Genomic DNA, 6317 nt, shown 5'->3' with positions numbered 1-6317 from the left:
AAAAAGACCGGGTGATTCCTCTGGTGTGGGGTCGTCAGCTTCCGGAGGTGAATCCCAGGCTAAAGCTGATTGAACTGCCCGGTGCGGGCCACTGTCCCTACGACGAGTGCGCCGACCGGGTGAATCGAGAAATCCTAGCGTGGGTCGATCACTGCGTTGGCAAGGTAAATGCTGGAGTGGCGAATGCTGGGATGGCGAACGCTGGAGCCGTGAACGCTGGAGCCGTGAACGCTGGCGAAACCAACCAGCCGCCAAGCCCTAGCGCCTGACCCCAGTTCCCAGCCTGTTTTACATTTCTTCAAACTTTCTCAAACTTTTTCAGAGTGCGTCTGTACTGCTAGGGCGCTGGCTTTGGCGTGTTTGGCGATGCTGGGTAGGGTCGATAGGGGCGATCGCCCGATCCAAAGTTTGGATGGGAATGATATAGTACATTTGTATCAAACACCAAACGGGTACAGATGGGGACAAACGGAACCTCTGGATGGCTGATCTTCAAGTCTCAGATCCAATCCCAGGGTCAATCCCAGAGCCAATTCCAGCACCCTGATGCCCCACGTACCACCTCAGCAAACTCAACGGGTGAAAACAAACGCTCTATGACTACAGGTACCAGAGCAAGGCGGGCAAGTAAACCCCCTGCCATCTCCCCAAGCGGCACGCGCACCCTGGCGCTGGATGCAGGCAACTACGACCTCAAATTTTTTGATGGCAACGGTCATCCCAAGGCGATTCGCTCGGTGCGCTATCACCTACCGTCGGGGCGCGATGCCGTCAGCTATTCCGACGCTTCGCCGCTGATCGAGCTGCCCAACGGAACCCGCGTCCACTTTGGCGCACAGGCTTACAAATACCGCCGCCAGCAGCAGACGGTCGTGGAAAACAAGGTAGAACTGTCGCGCTTGCATCTCTACGCCTGTCTAGAGCCGTTTAATGGCAGCACCGAGTTCACCTTGCAGGTTTATGCTTCCACCCCGGAACCCGCCAAAAATCGGGACGCGATTCGGGAGCAACTCATCGGGATGCACGAATTCAAGCGCAACGGGCTAGACTACCGCGTCATGGTGGAAAGCGTGGAGGTGGAGCGCGAAGGCATGGGTGCATACCACTATGCGCGGCAACTGGGCATGATTCCCGATGCGGGCTTTACCATCGTCGTCGATATTGGCGGCGGCACCTGGCTAACGCGGCTGGTGGACGCTGAGGGCGAAGTAATTGACGAAAACGTGATGGATCGCGGTGGCGCGTATGAACTGGCGGCCTCCATCAGCTTCGACAAACGGCTGACCACAGCACTGGGGACAAGCGCTGACCCCAGCATTGTGATGGACGGCTTTCGCGCTGGGCACACCTACGCCGACACGGAGCTAACTTGGGCCCCCTGGCTAGAGGAGCATCTCGACCCCTGGTTTAAGGGCATTTTCCAAACCGTGCGATCGCAATACAACCCCTATATGCCCCGCGTGACGCGCTTTCTGGTGACGGGCGGCAGCACCCACCTGATTGCTGAACGGCTGCAAGGGCGAAAGCTCTTTGCCGTCATGGGTGATCCGCAATTTGCCAATGTCCGCGGTTTGTACTCGATGTCGATGGATCAACAGCTATGCATGACAACAAAGTAAGACTGAGTGCGGATGTGCTGGAAAAGGCGCAGCAAATCGCCGCCGAGTGGGGGCTGAAGAATACCCGTGCGGCGGTGGAGGCAGTATTCCGGCGCTATGCCGATGATTATCTACACGGTCGGGAGCCATTTCCAGGCGCGGCGATTGCCCAAACCCACCTCCCCACCTGGACTCCACCCCGACGGCTCGATCCGCTAGGGTTGGCAAACGGCGGCAGTTGCGAAGCGCTGGATGCCCTGGATGAACTGCTTGGAGCCTGACGGGGCCGCCGCTCTGGGGTCTAAAATAGGAGGCTGACCTGGGAGGATTGTCCTGCATGGCTGAGTCGGCAATTTGGCAGCTTCCACCCGACGAGTCGCCGCCCGCCGAGTTTGTGCAGGCAGCGGCCGAATATGCACCCGCTGGTATGGCGACCTATGCTGCTCAGTTGCTTTGGCAGCGCGGCATTCGCGATCCAGCGGCGCTGGCGGGCTGGCTCAACCCCGATTGCTACTCGCCGACCAGCCCCTTTGCGTTTGGCGAAGAAATGCAGAGGGCGATCGCCCGTCTGAAGCTGGCCTACGAACGGCAGGAGGCGATCGCCATCTGGGGAGATTTTGATGCCGATGGAATTACGGCGACAGCGGTGCTGTGGGACGGGCTGGGACAGTTTTTTCCCCAGGGCGATCGCCTCTCCTGCGTCATCCCCAATCGCCTCACGGAATCCCACGGGCTGACCCACAGCGGCATCGAGCGTCTGGCGGCGGTGGGCGTTCGCCTGATCGTCACCTGCGACACGGGCAGCACCAGTCTGGCGGAGATCGACCATGCGAATCGCTTGGGGCTGGACGTGATTGTGACGGATCACCATACGCTGCTGGCCCAGCGTCCGCCTGTGGTCGCCATTGTCAATCCCCGTAGCCTGCCTGCGGATCATCCCCTCGCCACCCTGTCGGGCGTTGCCGTTGCCTACAAACTGGTGGAGGCGCTGTACGAAACCCTACCCGACGTGCCGACGCGCCCACTGGATACTCTGCTGGATCTGGTGGCGATCGGGCTAATTGCTGACCTAGTGGAACTGCGGGGCGACTGCCGCTATCTGGCGCAGCGGGGTATTGCTCAGCTTCAGAAAAATCAGGACGTGGCGACGGCCCCGCGCCCCGGTGTGGCGATGCTGCTGGAATTTTGCAAACGGGCGGGCGATCGCCCCACCGATATTTCCTTCGGGCTGGGGCCGCGCATCAACGCCATCAGCCGCATCCAGGGCGATGCCCGCGATGGCGTGGAGCTACTGACCAGCCGCGACGAGAGCCGCTGTCGTCAGCTTGCCGAAGCAGCGGAACTGGCAAACACTCGCCGCCGCGCCCTCCAGCAAGATCTGTTCAAACAAGTCTCGGCGCGGCTGAGCCAGATGGATTTGTCTACGACTGGCGTGATTGTGCTGGAAGATCCGCAGTGGCCAGTGGGCGTTTTGGGACTGGTGGCGGGGCAAATTGCTCAGGACTATGGCCGCCCAGCTATTTTGCTCAGCAGCGCCGCACCGCTGGCGGCTGCCAAACCTGCTGCATCGGATGCCGCCAGTTCCTTGCCCGGTCGCGTCAAGCTGGCGCGAGGCTCTGCCCGTTCTGTGAACTCGATTGATCTCTACGAATTGATGAGCAGTCAGCAGCACTTGCTCAGCGGGTTTGGCGGGCATCCCCTAGCGGCGGGGCTGAGTTTGCCTGTGGAAAACATTCCGCTGTTTGCGGATGGCATCAATCGGCAACTCCGGCAGCAGGTGGGGATATCTGGGGCGATTGCCCCGCCGTTGCTCCCGGTCGATCTGATCGTGACCGTGGGCCAGTTGGGAAAAGACTTGTTCCAAACGCTGAAACTGCTGGAACCCTGCGGCATGGGCAATCCCACGCCCAACCTGCTGATTCGTCGGGGTCGCTTTGAAAATGTCCGCAATGAAAATATCCGCGATTTCAAGCAGCGCAAGGTGCGGTACATCAAAACCGAGTTTGATCTTGTGGATGAAACCGGGCAATTTCACGGCGTGTGGTGGGGCCACTATCGCGACGAGATGCCGCCGGGGCTGTGCGATGCCGTGGTGCAGATGGATTTCAATCCGTTTCGCAAGCGCTATGAGGTGCGGCTGGTGGCTGTCCGTCCGGCGGCGGATGAGTGGGCTACGGCGGGGCCTGCTGAACCGGACTGGCTGCTGGACTGGCGCGGGCAGACCGAACTCCCGGCAGGCGCGGCCGACGCAGAAAAGGTGCTGGTGATGACCGACTGCCCGACCCAGTGGGACGATTTGCGCGTGTGGGGGCGACAGGCCCGGCACGACGGCAAACGGCTGGCGATCGCCTATCAAACTCCACCCGCTATCGATCCGCTAGAATCCTGGCAAACCCTGGTGGGATTGGCAAAGTATCTTAGCCGCACAGGGCAAGTCGCAACGCGATCGCAGCTTTTACGAAAACTGGGGCTGGGCGATCGCCCGCTGAGAGCCGGAATTCAGGCATTGCAGGCGCTGGGAATGACGGTCACAGCCCTACCCGATGGGCTGCAATTTCAGTGGCATCCAGCCGATTTGTCTACACAGTCGCCAACAGCGGCCCAGGTGAATCAGGCCATTGAGGCATTTCTCTCGGCGGTTGAAGAAGAGCAATTTCGGCGACAGTACTTTGCGACTGTGCCTGCTGCAACGATTCGGGCGATCGCCTCTTAAGGCAGCACCTTTAGGAGTTGCGCAGTTGGACAATTTCTCGCGGGCTGCGCCCGCGAGAAATTGTCCAAAGCCCAGAAAACTTAATCGCAAGTGCGTAAGCCCCAACTTTAATGCCACAACGGAATCGAGTTTTGAACGCCGGGAACCAGAGCCGGTAGAACGTCTGACGATTTTTTCAAAGCAGCAAAAAAGACAAGAAAAAGAGTGCAGACAGCATGACGACTCAGGATCAACGTCTATCTGCACCCTCTCAGCTAACCATGAACGTTGTGCAAGCAAGCACCCTGAAAGCCCTTCAGCAAGCTCAAAAGCCAGGTTCAAAACCCAACGCATCCTAAATATCCTAAAAAGGATCCAGCTTAAGCGACTCAACTTAAGTGATTTTATCGGAGCAACTGAAAAGGAAGTTCAGTGGATTTGCGTAGGCAACACCGTTGATAACTTCATCCTACGGCGATCGCCTGGGCTGTTTCATAAAGGAACTGTAGAGTTTGGGTGTAACCCCATAAGACTCGTGTGAAGATAAACAAGGCTCATTCGCCTGTGCCGCATGACTCCCTGAAAATGACTCCGTGAAAATAACCCCCTGAAACGGCTCTCCAAAGACCCGCAGACAGATTCCCATGACTCAGCCCAAATTTGCCAGTCGCGCCGCCTGGGAGCAGGCAAATCTGCTAATGCAGCCTGTGTTTATTCGGGTGCTGGATAATTTGCGAAAAACCCTGGAACAGTCGCCCTGGAAAAGCACCTACCGCAACGACCCCATCTGGCCCGATGGCGTATCCGAAGAGACGCAACAGCAGGTGCTAGCGCTTCAGCATCGGCTGGCATCCGCTACTCCAGAAGAAGCCCCAGACCTCCAGGAAGCGCTGTCGCGTCTGCCCCAGCCCCATCCGGGCTACGTGCTGTGTCTCCAGCATCAGGCGCATCAGGTCAATATCGACCTCTGGCAGTTGTGCTATCAGATCTGCTTTCGCAACTACAGTCCTGTGCTGAGCCTATCCGACACCGTAGTAGTCGAAGTGGATACAAGCTTGCTCGACGACACAGGCGATGTAGACTGGCAAAAGCTCGATGCGAAAACGGCTCAGCTTGTAGAGCAGCTTTTTGCCAGCTTGCCCGACATTTCGTAGGTGTCCTGCGCGATCTATGTCCCGACTGTCCAGCACAATTGAAGCCATTTTGTATCTAAAGGGGCAGCCGCTGACGCTGGCCAAAATTGCGGAATATGCCGGATGCGATCGCCCCAGTGCCGAGGAAGGGCTGATTGAGCTAATGACCGACTACGCCCAGCGCGACGGGGCGCTAGAGGTGGTGGAAACGCCAGAGGGCTATTGTTTGCAGCTTCGAGAAGCCTATCAACCGCTGCTGCAAAAGCTGGTGCCTGTGGATTTAGGTGTGGGCGCGTTGCGGACACTGGCGGCGATCGCCCTGCGCGGCCCGCTGACGCTTTCGGATCTGGTCGAACTGCGCGGATCAGGGGCTTACCAGCACGTTCAGGAGTTGGTGGAGCTAGGGTTTGTCCGCAAGCGCCGCAAAGCCGATAGCCGCTCGTCTTGGCTACAAATCACCGACAAGTTTTATCAATATTTTCAGCTAGAGTCGCTGCCACAACCCTTCAGCAATGCCTCCAGCGCTTCATCTGGGGCTGCGACTCCCGAAGCCTGACCCTACGCCTGATGTCTTCGCCACTTCTGCCCTGAGAACGACAGAGCTTCCCGGCCTGCGGTAGAGCCGTTTTATACAGCCAGGCGGCTACCTTAATGTGTAATGTTTCGGAACTTTTACCAGATGGTTTTGAGATTGGTTTTGGAATGGAAGCGTTCAGCGATGAACAGGCTTCTGTCATAAGCCGACTCATAGCGGGTAAGCAAGGTTCGGAACGGTTTGAAATCCCAGGAAAAACCCATTTGATGAGCTGAGGTGATAAACCATGAGTAACCCTGATTATAGTCGGCAGAACGAGGCCCGCATTCGGGACATGCAAAACGCTGAATTGCAGAATC

General features: G+C 58.0%; 7 protein-coding genes. 6 read left to right on the top strand and 1 reads right to left on the bottom strand.

Annotated features, from left to right (window positions below; translation table 11 throughout):
* The 6 genes from IGS51_RS06690 to scpB form a co-directional block, all read left to right on the top strand.
* Positions 1-269 (top strand): alpha/beta hydrolase (locus IGS51_RS06690; RefSeq protein WP_297077383.1); only part of this gene is annotated, 269 nt, incomplete at its 5' end.
* A gap of 327 nt (positions 270-596) precedes the next feature.
* Positions 597-1619: a ParM/StbA family protein gene (locus IGS51_RS06685; protein WP_297077381.1), complete on the top strand. Its 1023-nt coding sequence runs from the start codon at positions 597-599 to the stop codon at positions 1617-1619.
* Positions 1601-1879, top strand: coding sequence for a hypothetical protein (locus IGS51_RS06680; RefSeq protein WP_172353189.1), 279 nt, complete (start codon positions 1601-1603; stop codon positions 1877-1879). The genes IGS51_RS06685 and IGS51_RS06680 overlap by 19 nt, the downstream gene beginning before the upstream one ends.
* Positions 1880-1935: 56 nt before the next feature.
* Positions 1936-4311 carry a single-stranded-DNA-specific exonuclease RecJ gene (gene recJ / locus IGS51_RS06675; protein ID WP_297077378.1) on the top strand — a complete coding sequence of 792 codons (2376 nt, stop codon included), beginning with the start codon at positions 1936-1938 and terminating at the stop codon, positions 4309-4311.
* 623 nt (positions 4312-4934) lie between these two features.
* Positions 4935-5444, top strand: coding sequence for a hypothetical protein (locus tag IGS51_RS06670; protein WP_297077376.1), 510 nt, complete (start codon positions 4935-4937; stop codon positions 5442-5444).
* 16 nt (positions 5445-5460) lie between these two features.
* Positions 5461-5979: an SMC-Scp complex subunit ScpB gene (gene scpB / locus IGS51_RS06665; RefSeq protein WP_172354225.1), complete on the top strand. Its 519-nt coding sequence runs from the start codon at positions 5461-5463 to the stop codon at positions 5977-5979.
* Between the two features lie 116 nt (positions 5980-6095).
* On the opposite strand, the gene IGS51_RS06660 is transcribed toward scpB, so the two are convergent.
* Positions 6096-6317, bottom strand: a 222-nt coding sequence (locus tag IGS51_RS06660) for a hypothetical protein (RefSeq protein WP_297077373.1), incomplete at its 5' end; no start/stop codon positions are given.

Source organism: Thermoleptolyngbya sp. M55_K2018_002 (genome assembly GCF_015295965.1).
In the GTDB taxonomy this organism is placed as follows: domain Bacteria; phylum Cyanobacteriota; class Cyanobacteriia; order Elainellales; family Elainellaceae; genus Thermoleptolyngbya; species Thermoleptolyngbya sichuanensis.
Note: the sequence above shows the minus strand (reverse complement) of the source record. Positions and strands in the feature narration are given on the sequence as shown.

What these genes read in the sequence shown, in the direction of transcription:
- scpB (WP_172354225.1), top strand. Translation starts at nt 5,461, where the DNA reads ATGTCCCGACTGTCCAGCACAATTGAAGCCATTTTGTATCTAAAGGGG.
- recJ (WP_297077378.1), top strand. Translation starts at nt 1,936, where the DNA reads ATGGCTGAGTCGGCAATTTGGCAGCTTCCACCCGACGAGTCGCCGCCC.
- IGS51_RS06670 (WP_297077376.1), top strand. Translation starts at nt 4,935, where the DNA reads ATGACTCAGCCCAAATTTGCCAGTCGCGCCGCCTGGGAGCAGGCAAAT.
- IGS51_RS06680 (WP_172353189.1), top strand. Translation starts at nt 1,601, where the DNA reads ATGCATGACAACAAAGTAAGACTGAGTGCGGATGTGCTGGAAAAGGCG.
- IGS51_RS06685 (WP_297077381.1), top strand. Translation starts at nt 597, where the DNA reads ATGACTACAGGTACCAGAGCAAGGCGGGCAAGTAAACCCCCTGCCATC.